The 17,905-nt window shown below is 62.2% G+C and carries 13 protein-coding genes; 7 read left to right on the forward strand and 6 right to left on the reverse strand.

Annotated elements, in window-relative coordinates:
* Positions 1-77: 77 nt before the first annotated feature.
* Together H145_RS21195 and H145_RS0112640 are read left to right on the forward strand one after the other, a co-directional pair.
* A complete protein-coding gene (locus H145_RS21195; RefSeq protein WP_019948523.1) occupies positions 78-2,552 on the forward strand; it encodes a M1 family metallopeptidase in 2,475 nt (824 codons plus the stop codon).
* A gap of 232 nt (positions 2,553-2,784) precedes the next feature.
* A complete protein-coding gene (locus H145_RS0112640) occupies positions 2,785-3,648 on the forward strand; it encodes a transporter (RefSeq protein ID WP_019948524.1) in 864 nt (287 codons plus the stop codon).
* Positions 3,649-3,796: 148 nt separating this feature from the next.
* On the opposite strand, the gene H145_RS21200 is transcribed toward H145_RS0112640, so the two are convergent.
* From H145_RS21200 to H145_RS0112665, 5 genes are all read right to left on the reverse strand, one after another.
* Positions 3,797-5,125 (reverse strand): M20/M25/M40 family metallo-hydrolase, encoded by a 1,329-nt coding sequence (locus tag H145_RS21200; RefSeq protein ID WP_019948525.1) that lies wholly within the window; start codon positions 5,123-5,125, stop codon positions 3,797-3,799.
* Between the two features lie 98 nt (positions 5,126-5,223).
* Entirely contained in the window at positions 5,224-5,949 is a 726-nt protein-coding gene (locus tag H145_RS0112650; protein ID WP_019948526.1) for a hypothetical protein, read from the reverse strand.
* Positions 5,950-6,086: 137 nt separating this feature from the next.
* Entirely contained in the window at positions 6,087-9,536 is a 3,450-nt protein-coding gene (locus tag H145_RS0112655; protein WP_019948527.1) for a pyruvate carboxylase, read from the reverse strand.
* Between the two features lie 238 nt (positions 9,537-9,774).
* Entirely contained in the window at positions 9,775-10,689 is a 915-nt protein-coding gene (gene rhuM / locus H145_RS22270; protein WP_169513192.1) for a virulence protein RhuM/Fic/DOC family protein, read from the reverse strand.
* 65 nt (positions 10,690-10,754) lie between these two features.
* On the reverse strand, positions 10,755-11,963 hold the full coding sequence (locus tag H145_RS0112665; RefSeq protein ID WP_019948529.1) for an OmpA family protein: 1,209 nt from the start codon (positions 11,961-11,963) through the stop codon (positions 10,755-10,757).
* Positions 11,964-12,172: 209 nt separating this feature from the next.
* Between H145_RS0112665 and H145_RS0112670 the strand changes: the two genes are divergently transcribed.
* The 5 genes from H145_RS0112670 to H145_RS0112690 all read left to right on the forward strand — a co-directional run bounded on the left by H145_RS0112670 (position 12,173) and on the right by H145_RS0112690 (position 17,416).
* Positions 12,173-12,886 carry an SDR family NAD(P)-dependent oxidoreductase gene (locus H145_RS0112670; RefSeq protein ID WP_019948530.1) on the forward strand — a complete coding sequence of 238 codons (714 nt, stop codon included), beginning with the start codon at positions 12,173-12,175 and terminating at the stop codon, positions 12,884-12,886.
* A 31-nt stretch (positions 12,887-12,917) separates the two neighbouring features.
* Positions 12,918-14,237 (forward strand): cryptochrome/photolyase family protein, encoded by a 1,320-nt coding sequence (locus H145_RS0112675; protein ID WP_019948531.1) that lies wholly within the window; start codon positions 12,918-12,920, stop codon positions 14,235-14,237.
* Between the two features lie 42 nt (positions 14,238-14,279).
* Entirely contained in the window at positions 14,280-14,966 is a 687-nt protein-coding gene (locus H145_RS0112680; RefSeq protein WP_019948532.1) for a TetR family transcriptional regulator C-terminal domain-containing protein, read from the forward strand.
* A gap of 161 nt (positions 14,967-15,127) precedes the next feature.
* Positions 15,128-16,444 carry an ABC1 kinase family protein gene (locus H145_RS0112685; protein ID WP_019948533.1) on the forward strand — a complete coding sequence of 439 codons (1,317 nt, stop codon included), beginning with the start codon at positions 15,128-15,130 and terminating at the stop codon, positions 16,442-16,444.
* A gap of 108 nt (positions 16,445-16,552) precedes the next feature.
* Positions 16,553-17,416, forward strand: coding sequence for a dienelactone hydrolase family protein (locus tag H145_RS0112690; protein ID WP_026351483.1), 864 nt, complete (start codon positions 16,553-16,555; stop codon positions 17,414-17,416).
* Between the two features lie 281 nt (positions 17,417-17,697).
* Here H145_RS0112690 and H145_RS0112695 read toward each other — a convergent pair.
* Positions 17,698-17,905, reverse strand: a 208-nt coding sequence (locus H145_RS0112695; RefSeq protein WP_026351484.1) for an integrase core domain-containing protein, incomplete at its 5' end; no start/stop codon positions are given.

A 17,905-nucleotide genomic window follows, 5' to 3' on the forward strand; every position in this document is an offset into this window, starting at 1 on the left:
CGCCGCCGCATCTTTGTAGCGCATCTGTGCCGAAAAGTTTGCAACTAGCAGCCTCGTTTCCCCTCCTACTTACTCCGATGAACAAACCCTTCCTGCTGGCTCTCGGGCTGCTGTTTGCCACGCCGGCCCTGGCCCAGCAAGCCCCCGCCCGCCCCGATTCGGTGGCTTTGGCCACCTACCGCGCCTCGCGCACCAAAATCAACGACCTGGTGCACACCAAGCTCGACGTGCGCTTTGACTACGGCAAGCGCCAGCTCATTGGCAAGGAATGGGTTACGCTGAAGCCCCACGCCTACCCCACCGACTCGCTGCGCCTCGATGCCAAGGGCATGGATATCGGTTCGGTAACGATGGTGGGCCAGGGCGATGCCAAAGCGCTGACCTTCAAAAACACGGGCGAATTCCTCGATATCAAGCTCGATAAAACCTACCCCGCCGGCCAGGACTACACCGTGTACATCGAGTACGTGGCCAAGCCCGACGAGATGAAAACCAAGGGAAGCGCCGCCATTACTGATGCCAAGGGCCTGTACTTCATCAACCCCGATAGCAGCGTGGCCGGCAAGCCGGTGCAAATCTGGACCCAGGGCGAGACGGAAGCCTCGTCGGTGTGGTTTCCGACCATTGACGCCACCAACCAGAAGACGACCCAGGAAATTGCCATGACCGTGCCGGCCAAGTACGTGACGCTGAGCAACGGGGCGCTAATCAGCCAGAAACCCAACGCCGACGGCACCCGCACCGACACCTGGAAAATGGACCTGCCCCACGCGCCCTATCTGTTTATGATGGCCGTGGGCGACTTCAAGATTACCAAGGACACCTGGCGGGGCAAGGAGGTGAACTACTACCTGGAGCCCAAGTACGCGCCCTTCGCCAAGCAGATTTTCGGCAACACGCCCGAAATGCTGGAGTTCTTCTCCAAGAAGCTCGGCGTGGAGTATCCGTGGAACAAGTACGCGCAGATTGTGGTGCGCGACTACGTGAGCGGGGCCATGGAAAACACCACCGCCACGCTGCACGGCGACTTTTTGCAGAAGGATGCCCGCGAGGCGCTGGATGCCGAGTACGACCGGGGCGAGTCGGTTATTGCCCACGAGCTGTTCCACCAGTGGTTTGGCGACCTGGTAACGGCCGAAAGCTGGAGCAACCTGACGGTGAACGAGTCGTTTGCCGACTTTTCGGAGGCGCTGTGGGCCGAGTACAAGTACGGCCAGGAGGCCGGCGACGCCCACGCCTACCAGAACATGCGCAACTACCTGCGCAGCCCCCGCGACGCCCAGAAAAACCTGGTGCGCTTCCACTACGCCGACAAGGAAGACATGTTCGACCTGGTAAGCTACCAGAAAGGCGGCCAGGTGCTGAACATGCTGCGCAACTACCTCGGCGACGAAGTATTTTTCAAGAGCCTGCAGAAGTATCTCACCGATAACAAGTTCGGCAACGCCGAAGCCCACCAGCTACGCCTGGCCTTCGAGGCCGTGTCGGGCCAGGATCTGAACTGGTTTTTCAACCAGTGGTACTTCGGCGCGGGCCACCCCATGGTTTCCATCGACTACAGCTACGACCAGCTCAATAAGGAGCAGGTGGTTACCATCAAGCAGAACCAGCCGGGCCAGGTGTTTGAGCTGCCGATGGCCATTGATGTGTACAGCAGCAGCGGCAAGCCCACCCGCCACAAGGTGGTGCTGCGCAAGGCCACCGAAGTGCTGCGCCTGCCCGCCGCCACCCAGCCCGACCTCGTGAACGTGGACGCCGACAAGACGACGCTGTGGCAGAAGCAGGACAACAAGCCCTTCGCCCAGTTCGCCTATCAGTACCGCCACGCCCCGCGCTACGTGGACCGTCGCGAAGCGGTAGCTCAAGCGGCTTCCTTGCCGCCCACCGATGCGGCCGCCCGCCAGCTGCTTTTCGCGGCCCTGAGCGACAAGAGCGAGTTCATCCGCCGCGCCGCCCTTTCCTCCCTCAAGCTCGATGACAAAGCAGTGGCTAAAGCGGCCACTCCGCTTATTCGCAAGCAGCTGGCGCAGGAGAAAAACACCAACAACCAGGCACTTATGCTACAGGCCTTGGCAGCGGCCGGCGACAAGAAAGATGAGAAGCTGTTTCTAAAGTCGCTCAACAGCCAGTCGTACGCCGTGCAGGGGGCCGCCCTGGAAGGCCTGGCCGCTGTGCAGCCCAAGCAGGCCCTGGCCCGCGCCAAGGCGCTGGAGCCCGATGCCAAAGCCGATGTAGCCGCCGCCATTGCCAGCGTGTACGCCGAGGTGGGCGACGCCAGCACCTGGCCCTACGTGCGCGACAAGTTCGATGCGGCCGGCCCGCAGGGTAAGTTCCAGATGATGGAAAGCCTTGTAGGTTTCATGGCCCGCCTGAATGACCCGACCGTGCTCCGCGAGGGTGTGGCCCGCCTCCAGCAAATGGCCATCCAGTACAAGCAGTACGGCCTCGACCAACCCGTGCTGGCCATGCTGGAGAAGGTGAAGCAGAACAAGCCCGCCGACCAGCAGGCCATCATCCAAGCGGCCGAAGAAGCCATCAGGGCCGCTAAGTAAGCTTAGGGCTTAGGGCTTAGGGCTTAGGGCTTAGGGTTTAGGGCTTAGGGCTTAGGGCTTAGGGGGTATATGTGAAAGTCCTCACCGTAGTTGCGGTGAGGACTTTTCTGTTTTACGCTGATACTTTAGTCGTTATTGGCTGAGCCCAAGTTGCTATACGATAAGCACAACTCGCTAGCAGTTAAGCACTAGCGGCAGGAACCATTCGCGCCGGCTGGGCGTCTTGGGGGCCATGCGCAAAACCACCTTGCTGATTGCCGGCGCGTTGCCGTTGCTGGCGGCCCCGGTCTGCACCCTGGCTCAATCGGCCGACGCCGAGGCCGCGTTCAACCCCAACAGCGAGTCGCCCTTCGTGCGCCTCATCCGCCCCGACCGGCCCGGGCAGACCATCACCACCAACATGCTGTATCCCGGCCAGTTTCAGTTCGAAACCGGCCTGACGCGCTACGATGCGGGCGGCAACAACAGCTACGCCGGCCGCCAGGTGTGGGGCAGCACGCTGCGGGTGGGCTTTTTCAACCACATCGAGCTGCGCGCCACCCAGCACTACCTGCGCACCCCAACCGCCCCCCGCCCCCTCGGCGATACGCCCGCGCTGCCCTTCGCCGGCCCGGCGGGCTTTGCCCCGCTCAATGTGGGTGCCAAATTTCTGGCTTCCAGCACCCAGAATGCCCGCTCGCAGGTAGTGGTGCTGCTCGACATGAACCTGCGCAACGGCGACGCCAGCTTTACCGGCAAGCAGCTGGAGCCCGGGGGCCGGCTGCTGGTGTCGCAGCAGTTGGGGCAGCGGTACGGGCTGGAAGGCAACTTCGGCTTCCGCCAGCAGGGTTTTAAAGCCGAGGGCACCAAGCAGGGCCAGTACCTGACCACGCTGGCCCTCAACGGCCCGCTGGGCGCGGGCACCCACTTTGGGTTTCTGGCCGAAACCTACGCCACCTGGCAGCGCCAGCAGGGCTGGCTCCCGGGCCTGACATCGGGCCTTTACTACCGCCCCCTGCCCGGCCTGCGCTTCGATGTAACCGCCGGCCACGGCCTCACGCCAGCCGCTGGCGGCTTCAGCATCGGCGCTGGCATCAGCGCCCGGTTGGGCAAGTGAGTGAGCGAGTGAGTGGCTTGCTGAGTGAGCGAACTATCCTGTCATCCTGAGCGCAGCAAAGGACCTTGTCCCACCAAGAACGGCCATAATAGCGGTTCTTTCTTGGTGGGACAAGGTCCTTCGCTGCGCTCAGGATGACAGGACTTTTCTACTCACCAACTATCCGGGTGGGGGTTTGCTGGCCGCTGATGATGGGGGCAGCGGCGCGGCCAATGGCCGTGATGACAGCCGTCATGTTGGGCAGGTCGAGGCTCTCCACTTCATCATTGACCGAGTGGTAGAGCTTGTCGGTCGGAATCTGGTCGGTGCTGATAGTGTGGGCCGGCACGCCCAGGCGGGCCAGCGTGGCGTTGTCGGAGCGGTAGAACAGGTTCTGCTCGGGATACGGGTCGGGCTCGAACCGGAACACCGAACCCTGAGCGTTCTGCTGGAGCAAACGGCCGAAATCCGACTTATCGAAGCCCGTGATGAAGGCCGTGTTGGGCCCGAATTTGGCCTGCTTGCCAATCATTTCGATGTTGAACATGGCCACCACCTGCGCGGGCGGTAGCTGCTGCGAGAAGTAGCGGGCCCCGAAGCCCCCAATTTCCTCGGCCACGAAGGCCACGAATACCAGCGGCCGGGCGTTGTTGTGGCGCTGCTTGAAATACTCGGCCAGCGCCACCACGGCCGTGGTGCCGCTGGCGTCGTCGTCGGCCCCGTTGGCAATCGAGTCGCCGGCCACGGCGGGCAGAATCCCGATGTGGTCGTAGTGGCCGCTGAACACAACCTGCTCCTGAGCCCGGTTCTTATCCAGCCCCGGCAGCACGCCCACCACGTTGCGCAGCATCACCGTGCGGATGTCGGTGGTAGCCGTCACCAGAAACTTGAGCGGGCCGGCCGGGGCCGCGCCCAGCACAAGCAGGGTGGAAAACGGCGCCGGCTTATCGGGCCGCAGCCCGGCACGCGCCACAAAGCCGGCCACGCGCTTAAACGCTTTCGCCTGTGCCGTATCAACGAACACAATAGTGTTGGCCTGCGGGTTGAGCAGCGGCCGGATTTCCTTGAGCAGGTTGTCCTTGGCCCCGATGGTTATGACGCGGGGGGAGGGCTCGTCGTAATGCATCCAGTTCAGCTTGGGCTGACCCGAAACCAGCACATACCGCTCGGCCGGCACCACTGCTCCGTCCACCGATACCAGGATGGGCTTGGTGTGGGCCTCGTACACCGGAAACGACTGCGAAAAGTCAGTCAGGCCCGGCAGCGGCTCCAGCCCGATGCGCTGGAACTCGGCCACCAGAAAATCGGCGGCTTTTTCGCCCCCCGGCTGCCCCGAAGCGCGGCCCAGCATATCGTCGGCGGCCAGCGTCCGCACCACGCGCTCCACGGTGGCGGCCGACACGCCGGGGGCGGCGGGCTGCTTCACCGGCTTTTTCTGGGCACAAACCGAACCGCCCGACAGCCCGAGCAGCAAAACGAGAACAATAGCTTTAACCATGGCGCAAAATAGAATCTTGCCCCGGATTTTACGCATAGTGCTTCTACAGTATTCTTATTTCACCGGCGCAATTTTCTAAAACCTGCAGCACGAAGCACTTACCGGGCTTCTGCAGTGGCCAATACCGCCGCCCAGTCGGTGTCAGTTTTAGCTGTCTCGGCTCCGGAAACGGTTTTCAGGGCTAGCTCGGGCGCGGCGGCCTGCAGCATTTTCAGTGTCAGCTTTAAAGGCACCAACTTTTTGTCAGGCCGTAGCAGGAAATACTGGCTGCTGTCCAGAATCTCGTCGTAGTTGCGGCTGCTGCCATATGCCTGGTGCGAATCGGCTTTATTAAGCTGCTTGATATAGCGCCTGAGCAGCGTGTAGCGGCCTTTGTGGAGCACCTCCACATAGTCGGCCTGGTGGCGCGGGTTGGGCGACTCGGTGAAGCGGCGGAAGATGCGGGTGCGGGCCGGCGCGAGTGGGGTAGCCGGCTCATCCAGCTCGAAACCCGCTACGAGCTGGTCGTTGAGTTGCAGCGAATCAGTAGGCTTATTCAGAGGCCGCATCAGCAGTCGCTGGTTCAGGATGTCCACCTTAATGGGCACCGGAGCCAGCGGCAGGTTATTGCTCATTTTCAGCCGGGCCGGCAGCCACCGTTTGTCTAGGTAAGGCGAGCCCACGGTGTTGGCGCTGTTGCCCCCCGGAACTACGGTGGGAGCACCTGCCACTAAGCTATTGAGGTTGGCCTGCCCGGCAGCCCCCATTTGGTCGGCAGCCGACTGCTGGGCGGCGGCACTGAGCGGCAGCAGACCCGCCAGCAGGGCAATATATCTAGCTTTCATAACCGAATGATATAGCAAAGACAGAAAAGCTAAAGCTACGGTTTTCAGGCCAGTAACCAGTGCCGCTGAAAAGCCCGAAGCATGACAGGATTCAACCTTCCTTGCCTTGGGCTTTTCTCCTTTCCTGCTCGCCTACCCTACCCCAGCGTCAGCACCAAGTCGTCGGCGTTTACCAGCGTGCCCTCGGCCAGGTTTACGGCCTGCACGGTGGTGTCGTCGGGGGCGGTGATGGTGGTTTCCATCTTCATGGCTTCGATGATGAACAGGGGCGTGTTTTTGCGCACCGGCTCGCCGCTTTTCACCAGCACCCGGCTCAGCAGGCCCTGCAGGGGCGCGCCCAGCTGGCGGGGGTTGGCTTTGTCGGCTTTCGGGTTCATAATGCGCTTGACCTCCACCGACTGGTCGCGGATTTTGAGGTTGCGGGTCTGGCCGTTGAGGGTGAAGAACAGCGTGCGGTTGCCGTCCTCGTCCACCGGGCCAATGCTCTGCAGGCCCACGATGATGCTCTTGCCGCGGGCAATTTCAATGAGCGTTTCGGCGCCCGGCTGCAGGCCGTAGTAAAACACCGGCGTCGGCACCACCGACACGTCGCCGTACTGCTGGCGGAAGTCCCAGTACTGCTCGAACACCTTGGGGTAGAGCAGCCACGAGAGCACGTCGGTGAACTTGCCTTCGACCTCGAACTTTTCCTTGAAATTGGCCTGCTCCTGCTCGAAGTCAATCGGGGCCAGGTGTTCGTTGGGCCGGTCGGTGAAGGGTTGCTCGCCTTTCAGTACCACGGCCTGCACGTCGGCGGGCCAGCCGCCTTCGGGCTGGCCAATGTCGCCGCGGAACAGCTGGCGCACCGACTCGGGGAAGTTGAGCGTCTCGCCCTTCGCCAGCACGTCGGCCGTGGTCAGGTCGTTGGATACCAGGAACAGCGCCATGTCGCCGACTACTTTCGACGAGGGCGTGACCTTCACGATGTCGCCGAACAGCTGGTTGACGTCGGCGAAGGTCGTTTTCACGGTTTCGAACTTGTCGAGCAAACCCAGCGCCTGGGCCTGGGGCCGCAGGTTGGAGTACTGCCCGCCCGGAATTTCGTGCTGGAACACCTCCGAGGTGCCCGCCTTCAGGCCCGACTCGAAGGGGTAGTAGTACTCGCGCACCGTTTCCCAGTAAGTCGAGAATTCGTTGAGCGAGAGTTGGTTGAACTCGCGGTGCCGGGGCTGGCCGCGTAGCATCTCCACCACCGAGTTGAAGTTGGGCTGCGAGGTGAGGCCCGAGAGCGAGCCTAGGGCTACATCAATCACGTTAACGCCGGCCTCCACGGCCTTGAGGTAGGTGGCCGGCTGCAGGCTGCTGGTGTCGTGGGTGTGCAGGTGGATGGGCAGGCTGATGGTGTCGCGCAGGGCCGTAATCAGCTCCTGGGCGGCGTAGGGCTTCAGCAGGCCGGCCATGTCCTTGATGCAGAGGATGTGGGCGCCGGCGTCCTCAATCTGGCGGGCCAGCCGCAGGTAGTAGTCGAGGTTGTACTTCTGGTGGCGGCTCACGTCGAGCAGGTCGCCGGTGTAGCAGATGCTGGCCTCGGCGAGCCGGTCGGTTTTGTTGCGCACGAAGCCAATGCAGGCCTCCATGCCCGGCATCCAGTTCAGCGAGTCGAATATGCGGAACACGTCGATGCCGGTTTCGGCCGCCTGCTGCACGAACCGCTCGGTCAGGTTGTCGGGGTAGGCCTTGTAGCCCACGCCGTTGGCCCCACGAATCAGCATCTGGAGCAGAATGTTGGGCACGGCGGCGCGCAGCTTGGCCAGCCGCTCCCAGGGGTCTTCGTGCAAAAAGCGCAGCGCCACATCGAATGTGGCCCCGCCCCAGCACTCCAGCGAGAAGGTTTGCGGGTGCTCGTGGGCGTAGCGGCCGGCCACCTTCAGCATGTCGAAGGTGCGCATGCGGGTGGCCAGTAAGCTCTGGTGGGCGTCGCGCAGCGTGGTGTCGGTGTAGTGGATTTGGGGGTCGGCGCGCAGCCACTTGGAGAACCCCTCGGGGCCCAGCTCGGTGAGCAGCTGCTTGGTGCCGGCCGGCGGTGGGCCCGTGAGGTCCGATTCGGGCAGGCGGGGCTTGCGCAGCTCCTTTTTGGGGTCGACGCTGCCCGCGACGTCGGCGTGGCCGTTCACGCTCACGTCGCCCAGAAAGCGCAGGATGCGGGTGGCCCGGTCGCGGCGCTGCTGAAAGCGGAACAGCTCGGGGTGGTCTTTGATGAAGTCGACGTTGGCCTCGCCGGCCATGAAAACCGGGTGGGCAATGATGTTCTGCAGGAACTGGATGTTGGTGCTCACCCCACGCACCCGGAATTCGTCGAGGGTGCGGGCCATCTTCTGGGCCGCATCGGCCAGGGTGGGCGCCTGGGTCGACACCTTCACCAGCAGCGAATCGAAGAACGGCGACACCCGCACCCCGCTGTACACCGAGCCCTGGTCGAGGCGGATGCCGAAGCCGCCGGCCGAGCGGTAGGCCGTGATGGTGCCGTAATCGGGCTTGAAATCCTGCTCAGGGTTTTCGGTGGTGATGCGGCACTGGATGGCGTAGCCGTTTTTCATCGGCACCACCTCGGGCCCCAGGTTGATTTCGGGGTCGGTGAGGCGGTAACCGGCCGCCACGTAGAGCTGGGTTTTAATCAGGTCGACGCCGGTAATCATCTCCGTCACGGTGTGCTCGACCTGGATGCGCGGGTTCACTTCTATGAAGTAGATGCGGTTGAGCTCGGGGTTCACCAGGAATTCCACAGTGCCCACGTTGTTGTAGCCCACGGCCCGGCCCAGGCGAAGGGCGTACTCGTAGAGCTGCTCGCGCATTTCGGGCGTCAGGTGCAACGAGGGGGCTACTTCCACCACTTTCTGGTAGCGGCGCTGCACCGAGCAGTCGCGCTCGTAGAGGTGCGTGAGGCCGCCGTGGTTGTCGGCCACCAACTGCACCTCAATGTGCTTGGGCCGCTCCACGAACCGCTCCAGAAATACGGTGTCGTCGCCAAAGGCCTTCAGCGCCTCGTTGCGGGCCTCAAAAAAGCCGCGCTCCAGTTGCTCATCGTCGCGGATGACGCGCATGCCCCGGCCGCCGCCGCCGCTGGCCGCCTTCAGCATCACCGGGTAGCCGATGCGGTGGGCTTCCACCAGCGCCACCTCCAGGTCGGTCAGGTCCTGCTCACTGCTTTCGATGATGGGCACGCCGCACTCCACGGCCACGCGCTTGGCGGCCACCTTGTCGCCCAGCGCATCCATCACCTCCGGCCGCGGGCCGACGAAGATGATGCCTTCCTCGCGGCAGCGGCGGGCCAGCGTGGCGTTTTCGCTCAGGAAGCCGTAGCCGGGATGAATGGCATCAACCTGATTCTCTTTAGCTGTCCGGATAATACCTTCAATGTCGAGGTAGGGCTTGAGCGGGTCATCGTCGCGGCCCACCTGGTAGGCCTCGTCGGCCTTGTAGCGGTGCAGCGAGTAGCGGTCTTCGTAGGTGTAGATGGCCACGGTGCGGATGCCCAGCTCGGTGGCGGCGCGCAGCACGCGAATGGCAATTTCGCCGCGGTTGGCGACCAGTAAACGACGGATATTCATGCGGCAGGAAGGAATAGGGGTCACGAAGGAAGATGCCGCAAGCTACGGAAGGCGACGCAAAAACGTTAGCGAATATTTGCTGACAGCGAAATTTTGTGCCGCCTCAGCTCTGTTGCTGCCCGTCTAACCTGGCCACTGGCTTCGACAACTCAGTTTTCCCGGTTGATAAGGTTTACGACCAGCGTCACCATCACCTCCTTGTCTTCGGGCTTGCTTTCAGCAATAAGCAGTGTGAGGGCTACCAAGGCATTATCGGCGAGGCGGCGCGAACCGTCGGGCTTGTAGAGGCAGCCGTTTTTGTCCATAAACCATACGAACAGAACCGAAGGTCAGCGAAGCTAAAGGCGGCAATGCGTTTATTGCCGTCAGAGAACGAATGGTTCTTCACTACAAAGTAGAGCAGGTTGGCCGCTTTTTCTTCCACGCTCGGATACAGTTCCTCGCCTCCAAAGCTCTGGTAGATGGTGCGCACCGAACTTTCAAACGACTGGTCCTTCTCGCGCCCAAACAACGTACTACCGCCAAACTGAGCCCGCAGCCCATCAACGGCCCGCATAGCCGCCTCGTAGGTTAGCTCGAACGGCGTATCGGGCGAGGTGGCCACGACGCGCAGGCGCTGGTGGTCGTACTGGTCGAGCACGTCGAGGGCGCGGGCGTAGTCACTGAGCACTCGGAGTAGCGCCGTGGTCTGGTCGGGCGTGAGTTCCTGATTCTCCACTATTTCACCCTGCAGGGCCAGCAGCCGTTTCAGTTCCCGCAGCTGCTGGGCATCCTGGCGCAGCCGCTTTTCATTCAATGCAAATCCCTGCACCAGAAACTCACGCAGCGTCCGTGTAGCCCACTGCCTAAACTGGGTACCCTGGCGGGACTTCACGCGGTAGCCGACTGAAATTATTACGTCGAGGTTGTAGTGCTTGGTCTGGTAATTCTTGCCATCGACGGCAGTTGTCAAGAAATCCTTGACAACTGAACTTTCCTCTAATTCCCCCTCACGAAATGCATTCCGGGTATGAAGGCTGATGTTTTGCTTGGTTGTGTCGAACAACTCCGCCATCTGGGCTTGGGTGAGCCAAACAGTTTCGTGCTGAAGCTGCACGTCAAGGCGGGTTAGCCCATCGGCCGACTGGTAGAGCAGGATATTGGAAGAGGACATGGAAGTAAAGCGGAAGGGATGCTAGCGCGCACTTGAAACTACTGCATTTCGACTACTACTCCGGCCTACTTCGTCAGCACCCGCAAACTCAACCGGCGGTTCATGGCGCGGCCGGCGGCAGTTTCGTTGGAGGCTATGGGGTAGTTGGGGCCGTAACCGCGGGCTTCGAGGCGCGAGGGGCTCACGCCCATTTCCACGAGGGCAGTCCAAGCGGTGCGGGCGCGGGCTTCACTCAGCTGCCGGTTCATCTGGTAGTTGCCCACGCTGTCGGTGTAGCCGCCTATTTTGAGGCGGGCCTGCGGATAGCTCTGCAGCAAAAGCGCAATGTTTTTGAGCTGATTTCTCGATTCGGGCGTGAGCGTGGCCTGGCCCGTCATGAAGAATACCCGGTCGAAGCTGATCCAGCCCCGGGTGCGGTCCACGGTATCTACCTGCTGGCGGGGGCTGCTCAGGAACTGGTAAAGCTGGCTTTCGGTGGACTGGCGGCCCACATTACGCACCTGCTGGCCTTTGGGCAGCGGCAGCGTGATGGGCGTGCCGGTGTGGTAAATGTAGTAACCCGATTTCGCGTCGTAGTGCCCGTCTACCAGCGGCGGCGCAATGGTGCCCGCCCGGCGGCTTCCCGGCTGGTAGCGCGGCCGGCTCCGGGCGGCGGCCGCCGGCAGAGGAGCAGTTGGCCGCGCTGCAGCCGGTTGGGCTGAGGTAGGCGGCGAAGGAGTTGCGGCAGCTACCGGAGCGGCTGCTGCAACTGCTGCCGGAGTGGCTGGCGGAGCGGCGGCTGGTTTGGTGGCAACGGCCGCCGGGCGGCCGGCCGGTTTGGCAGCAGTTGCGGCCTTCGCGCGGGCAGCCGTGGCCGCCTCGCCCGGCGGAATAATGCGGCACTGCTGAATATAGGTCAGGTAGTCGCGGTTGGGCGTTTGGTTCGGCCCTTTTTCCACGGGGAAAAGCACGAACGTGCCGTTGGCCGTTTTGCCGGCCAGCAGAAAGATGTTCTCGATTTTCTGGGGCTGAAAACCGGTCTGGCTGACCTGTAGCAGGTAAGGCCCGCCCACTGCCAGGCCCTTGAAGGCGAAGTTACCGGCCTCATCGGTGGTGGTCGTGGTGCGGGTCTGGCTGGGCCCGTGCACCACTACTACCGCCGCCTTTTCGAGGGCCTGGTTGTTGGGCGCCATCACGTTGCCGACGATGCCCACCAGCTCCTGGGCCACTCCGGGCGTGGCCAGACTCAGCAGCCCCAGCAGAACGAGCAGCAGGAAAGTAGAGAAGCGTTTCATAAGAATGTATTGAAGACCGAACCAAATAAATCAGTAACCCAATGTAAGCACAATGCTGACTGATGCACATCAAAATACAAAATTATTTCTCTATTTAATTATATTTATAATGACAGATATTTCACCGCTCCGTCATTTCCTGCCAACGGCCAGAAACCTTCCCTGCATGTCCTAGTTCTCTGGCCGCCCCCTCACCTAACCTCCCACGCATGGAATTCGCGGACCAGAACATTCTCATCATTGGCGCCTCTTCGGGTATTGGGCTGGCCACGGCCCGGCTGCTCAGCAAGCTCAACGCCAACCTCTACACGGCCTCGCGCACCCACTCGCCCGAGCTGGCCGAGCTGAACACGACCTTCGTGGAGCTCGACGTGACCCAGCTACTGGGCACCGCCCTCGACGCGCTGCCCGAGGTGCTGCACGGCGTGGTGTACTGCCCGGGCTCCATCAAGCTGCGGCCCTTCGAGCGGATTCCGCTGGCCGATTTTCAGGCCGATTTCCAGCTTAACGTGCTGGGCGCGGTGCAGGTGCTGCAGGCCTGCATGAAGCGGCTCAAGAAAGCCGATGGCGCCTCCGTCGTGCTGTTCAGCACCGTGGCGGCCGATACGGGCATGTCGTTTCATGCCAGCATTGCCACAGCTAAAGCGGCCGTGGAGGGCCTCACGCGCGCGCTGGCCGCCGAGTACGCCGGCAGCAACATCCGCGTGAATTGCGTGGCGCCCTCGCTCACCGATACGCCCCTGGCCGCCGCCTTGCTCAACACGCCCGAAAAGCAGGAAGCCGGTGCCAAGCGCCACCCGCTGCAGCGCATCGGCCAGCCCCAGGATTTGGCCTACATGGCCTCTTTCCTGCTCTCCGACCACGGCTCATTCATCACCGGACAGGTGATGAACGTGGATGGCGGCATGGGCAATCTGAAGTAAACACCTTGGTTGAACTTCCTTCTGCCCGCCGATGAAATGCGTCCTTTTCTGGCACCGGCGCGACCTGCGGGTGCACGACAACGCGGGCCTCGCGGCCGCTCTGCAAAGCGGCTATCCGGTGCTGCCGCTGTTCATCTACGACCGCGAAATCCTGGATTTGCTGCCTTCCCGGCAGGATGCCCGCGTCACGTTCATTTACGACCAGGTGGAACGGCTGAGCCGCGAAACCGCAGCAGCCGGCGGCTCTTTTCTGGCTTTCTACGGCCGGCCCCTGGAAGTTTTTGAGCAGCTGCTGCGCCAGTATGAGGTGGCCGCCATCTATACCAACGAAGACTACGAGCCCTACGCCGCCGAGCGCGACGGGGCCGTGGCCGCGCTGGCCCGGCAGCACGGCGCGGATTTTTACGCGTTCAAGGATCAGGTGATTTTCGCCAAAAACGAGCTACTGGGCAAGTCGGGCAAACCGGCCCGCACGTTCGGCTCCTACCGCAAAGCCTGGCTGGAGAAAGTGCAGGACCCAGACTTGGCGCCGTACCCTTCGGCCGAGCTGTTTACAGCGGAGCACCTGCACGCGCTGGCCAATGTGCCGGTACGGCCCACGCTGGCCGAGATGGGTTTTGCGCGACGCGAGCAGTTCGTACCGGCCAACGAGTTGCCCACCGAGGCGCTGGTACGCAACTACCACGAAACCCGCGACCGGCCGGGCCTCGTCGACAGTAGCACGCGCCGCTCGGTGCACTTGCGCTTCGGCACCCTGAGCGTACGCGAGCTGATGCGCCAGGCCCGGGAGCTCAACCCCAAGCTGCTGGCCGAGCTGGTGTGGCGCGACTACTTCATGATGCTGCTCTGGCACTACCCCGGCACGGCCACCGAAAGCTTCGACCCGCGCCTGCGCCAGGTGCCCTACCGCAACAACGAAGACGAATTTGCGGCTTGGTGCGCGGGCCAGACGGGCTACCCGCTCGTGGATGCCGGCATGCGCGAGCTGAACGCTACCGGCTACCTGCCCAACCGGGCCCGCATTGCGGCGGCCGGCTTTCTGGTAAAGCACCTGCTCATCGACTGGCGCTGGGGCGACCGGTATTTTGCCGACACGCTGCTCGACTACGACATGAGCCAGAACGTGGGCAACTGGCAATGGATGGCCGGCACCGGCGTGGTGGCCGCCCCGTGGTTTCGGGTGTACAGCCCCCAAAGTCAGCTCGAAACCTACGACCCCGACCTGGCCTACGTGAAGCAGTGGGTGCCCGAATACGGCACGGCCGCCTACCCCGCTCCCATCGTGGAGCACAAATTTGCCCGGCAGCGGGCTATTGATACGCTGCGAGCGGCCTACCGGGCCGCGGGGTAGCGTGCGAAACCCTACTGTACAGCTTCTTGTTATACCTCTGATATGAAACAGCCGACCACTGCCGCGCCCGAAGCGGCCACGCCCAAGGCCCGCATCAAGCAGGCATATTTCGATTACGTCCTCAAAAAGGGCCATCCACCGCAGTCGGTGTACAAGCTCACCAAAAAGCTGGGCCTGCCCGAGCAGGAGTTCTACCGGGTGTACGCCAACTTCGACGCCATCGACCGCGAAATCTGGGCCGACTTTGGCCGCGAAGCCCGCGAAACGGCCGCCCGCGAGCCGGTTTGGGAGCAGTACGGTGCCCGCGAAAAGCTGCTGGGCTTCTACTACACGCTGATTGAGATTCTCAAGCGCAACCGCAGCTACGCCCTGCAAAGCGTCCGCCGCTCCTTCGAGCGCCGCCCGATGCCTGGCTTCACGCCCCGCGTGCTCGACGATTTCCGCCAGGATTTTGAGGAGTTCGTGGAAGAAATCCTGCGCGAAGGCCGCCGCACCGACGAGGTAGCCAGCCGCAAGCTTGTGCAGGACGGCTACCCCCGCTTCTTCTGGCAGCAAGTGCTGTTCGTGCTTGGCTTCTTCGCCAAAGACGACACCGTGGACTTTGAGCGCACCGATGCCGCCATCGAAAAAGCCGTCACGCTCAGCTTCGACCTCGTGGGCCGCAACACCCTCGATTCGGCCGTGGATTTCGTGCGCTTCCTGCTGCACAGCCGGCGGCACCGGCGGTAATTTTTAGTTGTCAGTTGCTGGAACGTCATTCAGAGCGAAGCGAGGAATCTCGCGTGCTAAAGTATTCCTGACGCAAGGAGTTACCGTTGCATGCGAGATTCTTCGCTTCGCTCTGAATGACGTTCAGTTTCGTTAGTACCATCCCTCGATACCCTTTTCTAATGTCCGATAGCCCTGCCAAGTCCCTCACCTCGCTGCCGACCACCAAAGTGGCGCGGGCGGCGCGGTTTGCTAAAACCGGCCTCAACGTGGGGGCCAACTACGTGAAGCACTACGCCAAGCGGGCCGTAGGCGCCGATAGTACGATGGCCGATTTGCACGCGGCCAACGCCGCCGAGTTGTACGGTACGCTTAGCGAGATGAAGGGCTCGGTGCTGAAGGTGGCCCAGATGCTGGCAATGGAGAAAAACCTGCTACCCATCGCCTACGCCGACCAGTTTGCCCAGGCCCAGTACCAGACTCCGCCCCTCTCGGGTCCGCTAGTGGTCAAGGCCTTCCGCGATGCGTTTGGCAAGTCGCCGTTTGAGCTGTTTGATGAGTTTGACCGCGAAGCCCGGCAGGCGGCCAGCATCGGGCAGGTGCATTTCGCCCGTAAGGATGGCCGGGAGCTGGCCGTGAAGGTGCAGTACCCCGGCGTGGCCGACAGCATCCGCTCCGACATCCGGCTGGTGAAGCCGTTGGCGTTGCGGGTGCTGGGCCTCGATGAGGCCACCGTGCGCCCCTACATGCAGGAGGTGGAAACCCGCCTTATCGAGGAAACCGACTACGCCCTGGAGCTGCGCCGGGGCCAGGAAATTGCCGCCGCCTGCAACAACCTAGCCCATTTACAGTTCCCGCGCTACTACCCCGAGCTGTCGGCGGCGCGCATCCTGACGATGGATTGGCTGCCGGGCCAGCACCTGCGCGAATTTCTGCTGACGGAGCCCAGCCAGCAGGTGCGCAATCAGCTCGGCCAAGCCCTTTGGGACTTTTATATGTTCCAGCTCAACGAATTGCGCCGGGTACACGCCGACCCGCACCCCGGCAACTTCCTACTCCGCGCCGACGAGGGCGGCACCGTGGGCGTGCTCGATTTCGGCTGCGTGAAGGAAATTCCCGAAGATGTGCACCGCCTTTTCACGGCCCTGCTCACCCCCGAAACCCTGGCCGACCCGGCCCGGCTGGCCGCCCTGCTCGAAGAAGGTGGCGTGCTGCACTCCGCCGACGCGCCCGCCCGCCGCGACTTTTACGTGCGCACCATGCAGGCCTCGCTGGAACTGGTGGGCCGCCCGTTCCGCCAACCCCGCTTCGACTTCGGCGACCCCAGCTACATGCAGGCCCTCTACGCCCTCGGCGACGATTTGATGCAGCAGCCCGAGCTACGGGAGCAGCGCGAACCCCGCGGCTCCGAGCACTTTATCTACCTCAACCGCACCTACGTGGGCCTCTACGCGCTGCTCACCGAGCTCCGGGCCAGCATCCGCACCGGCGCCGAATAGCGGGGCGCAAAACCAATCTACTGTCTTTCGGTTAAGAGCAACCCCGACCTATCAGTGTAGCTACACGAAAAGGGTCGGGGTATTTTTCGCACCCTTTTATTTCTCCCCATGAAAAGATTCTGGACCCTTTGCGCCGCGCTGCTGAGCGTGGTTTCCATGGCTTCGGCCCAAACCTCCATGAGCTGCTGCAGCAAGCCGGCCGCCGGCCCCAACGCCACCGAAACCTTCGCTATGCTGGCTTCCAATGTGGATTTCTCGGGTGGCCACGATGCGCCCCTGCCCTTCCGCTACGCTGGCGGCGGCGAGATGATAGAGTTCACGACCACCGACGGCGGCACGAGCAAGGCCTTCGAAATCAAGCCCAACATCCGCTCAGACAAGTACCTCTTCGTCATCCACGAGTGGTGGGGCCTCAACGACTACATCAAGCAGGAGGCCGCCCGCCTGGCCAAGGAGTTGCCCGGCACCAACGTCATTGCCCTCGACCTGTACGATGGCCAGGTAGCCGCCACGGCCGACGAGGCCGGCAAGCTGATGCAGGGTGTGAAGACTGCCCGGGCCGAAGCCATTATCAAAGGCGCTTTGCTGCACGCCGGGCCCCGGGCCCAGGTAGCCAGCATCGGCTGGTGCTTCGGTGGCGGCTGGAGTTTGCAAACGGCGCTGCTGGCCGGCAAGCAGGCGGTGGGCTGCGTGATGTACTACGGTATGCCCGAGAAGGATGTGGCCAAGCTCAAAACCCTGAACACCGATGTGCTGATGATTTTCGCCAAGCAGGACCAGTGGATCAATCAGGAAGTGGTAACCGAGTTCGAAAAGAACATGAAGGCCGCTAAAAAAGGCCTCACCGTGAAAGCCTACGACGCCGACCACGCCTTCGCCAACCCCTCCAACCCCAAATACAGCAAGGCTCTGGCCGAGGACGCCCACGCCGCATCGGTAGCCTACCTCAAGAAGAACCTCAAGCTCAAGTAGACCACGGATTAGCGCGGATTTTAACGGATTTCACGGATTTTGTAGACGGTTGTGAGCATGACTCTACTTTGCGTGTAGCCGGAGGATACGTAGTCTTAATCCCGAAAGGCTGCCTCAATGAGGCAGCCTTTTTCTTTTCCGTTTCGGCAGAAAGAGCAGGCGCATCCTGGTGTGTAAGTGCGCAAATAGCTACCTTTTAACTGACTTTCACTTGTTTGACCCGTCCTGAAAAGCGTTGACCGTTTTTGTTGTTAGTCCGGATTTCTATTGACCAACCGAAGTTAGTCCGTTTTTTCGTTGACCACGCTATCGTCCACGACCTGCTGGCGGTAGTAGTTGCGCCATCGCCGTTTCAGCTTCCCCTCTTTCTGATGCGCCTGATCCGGCACCAGCATGTCACAGCTCAGGTGGGGACGCTGGTAGTTGTAGAGGTGCACGGCCTGTTGCAGTACCGTTTGTGCCTGCGCCAGCGAGTACACGCGCTGATGC

It is taken from the genome of Hymenobacter aerophilus DSM 13606 (assembly GCF_000382225.1).
In the GTDB taxonomy this organism is placed as follows: domain Bacteria; phylum Bacteroidota; class Bacteroidia; order Cytophagales; family Hymenobacteraceae; genus Hymenobacter; species Hymenobacter aerophilus.

Bases quoted from the DNA above. Each gene is read 5' to 3' on its own strand.
- H145_RS21195 (WP_019948523.1), top strand. From the start codon at position 78: ATGAACAAACCCTTCCTGCTGGCTCTCGGGCTGCTGTTTGCCACGCCG.
- H145_RS0112640 (WP_019948524.1), top strand. From the start codon at position 2,785: ATGCGCAAAACCACCTTGCTGATTGCCGGCGCGTTGCCGTTGCTGGCG.
- H145_RS21200 (WP_019948525.1), bottom strand. From the start codon at position 5,125: ATGGTTAAAGCTATTGTTCTCGTTTTGCTGCTCGGGCTGTCGGGCGGT.
- H145_RS0112650 (WP_019948526.1), bottom strand. From the start codon at position 5,949: ATGAAAGCTAGATATATTGCCCTGCTGGCGGGTCTGCTGCCGCTCAGT.
- H145_RS0112655 (WP_019948527.1), bottom strand. From the start codon at position 9,536: ATGAATATCCGTCGTTTACTGGTCGCCAACCGCGGCGAAATTGCCATT.
- rhuM (WP_169513192.1), bottom strand. From the start codon at position 10,689: ATGTCCTCTTCCAATATCCTGCTCTACCAGTCGGCCGATGGGCTAACC.
- H145_RS0112665 (WP_019948529.1), bottom strand. From the start codon at position 11,963: ATGAAACGCTTCTCTACTTTCCTGCTGCTCGTTCTGCTGGGGCTGCTG.
- H145_RS0112670 (WP_019948530.1), top strand. From the start codon at position 12,173: ATGGAATTCGCGGACCAGAACATTCTCATCATTGGCGCCTCTTCGGGT.
- H145_RS0112675 (WP_019948531.1), top strand. From the start codon at position 12,918: ATGAAATGCGTCCTTTTCTGGCACCGGCGCGACCTGCGGGTGCACGAC.
- H145_RS0112680 (WP_019948532.1), top strand. From the start codon at position 14,280: ATGAAACAGCCGACCACTGCCGCGCCCGAAGCGGCCACGCCCAAGGCC.
- H145_RS0112685 (WP_019948533.1), top strand. From the start codon at position 15,128: ATGTCCGATAGCCCTGCCAAGTCCCTCACCTCGCTGCCGACCACCAAA.
- H145_RS0112690 (WP_026351483.1), top strand. From the start codon at position 16,553: ATGAAAAGATTCTGGACCCTTTGCGCCGCGCTGCTGAGCGTGGTTTCC.